The organism is Nocardia sp. NPDC003999, assembly GCF_053604885.1.
The window spans coordinates 1-1,188 of sequence record NZ_JBSGIB010000057.1 but is presented as its reverse complement, the minus strand read 5'-3'; the positions used below and the strand labels follow the sequence as shown (position 1 = coordinate 1,188).

1 protein-coding gene is annotated in these 1,188 nt (G+C 59.6%); it reads left to right on the top strand.

Features of this window, described 5'->3' with window-relative positions; all coding sequences use genetic code 11:
- Positions 1-12: 12 nt before the first annotated feature.
- Positions 13-1,188, top strand: a 1,176-nt coding sequence (locus tag ACWESM_RS36610) for a hypothetical protein (RefSeq protein ID WP_452495729.1), incomplete at its 3' end; no start/stop codon positions are given.

Genomic DNA, 1,188 nt, shown 5'->3' with positions numbered 1-1,188 from the left:
GGTAGGAGCAGGATGGCGGCGGGTATCGACCAGACCGATTGGGCTGGATTGTTGAAGAGTGCCCAGAACGGTCAGCTTCAACTTCTCAATGTCGACAGCGCCGCGCTGGGTAAGCTGACCGGATATTGTGAGGATCTGGTCGCCGACATCCTCGGGTTGATCGATTTCGTGACCGGGAAGAACATGCCGCCGAAGTTCGACTGGTATTACAACAATCAATCCGGTACCGATCCGAAACGGCCTGCCCAGCCGAAACCGTTCCCGGCCAGTTCCTATCAGTTTCTGAGCATGAAACATCTGTCGGACGCGTTCTTCGACAAAGCGAACCCCGAACTGGTCGACATCCTGGGTAATCATCAAGCGATCGTCACCGATATCGCGAACACGTTCACCGCGGCGAACAAGAAGTACTCGATCACCGAGGGACAGAACGCGAACACCTTCGTCGCACCCAACGCGCGTGATCATTGGCCGGAGATCTCGAAGTATCATGCGGCGTCCTCGGTGTCGTGGGCGGACGGGCCGGGTTTGTCGACCACCGCCAGTTCCGGGGTGAGTTTCGACAAGTCCCTCAAGGGCAGAATCGATCCGCTGATCGAACTCGGTGGCGCTCTGCACCTCTACGATTTCGCCAACATCGCCATGCTCGTGGGCTCGGTCGGTGGTGACATGCTGTGGTTGTCGGGTGAGTGGCTGGCCCTGTCCCAGATCTGGGGCAACTCGATCGATACCTTCACCAAGAACATCAAACCCGTGTTCACCCGGGGGCACTGGCAGGGCGCGGGCGCCGACCGGGCGATCGCCTCGATCGACAAATACCTCGGTACCGCCGAAACGTTGCGGGCGAGTATGGTCGACATGTCTCATGTCGTGGGGAACACCGCCAACTTCCTGGCGTTCATCTACGGTCACGTTCCCCGCTACGACCAGATCAAGTTGAACACCAACGGCACGGTCAACTATGTCGCCAAGCGCGGCCGGACCGGTGATCAGGCCCAAACCTATGCTCAGCAGTGGTGGGACAAGGGCGACGACACCAGTAACAACAAAGGTTTCGTCGCCGGCATGCGTGAACTCGCCGGCCAGGTCCCCGAATTCGTCGACCCGAATACCGCGGCACCCCCCACCAACGGTGGAACAGGCAGTGGCGGCGGAACCGGAAACAACAACGGCGGCAACGGCAACAAC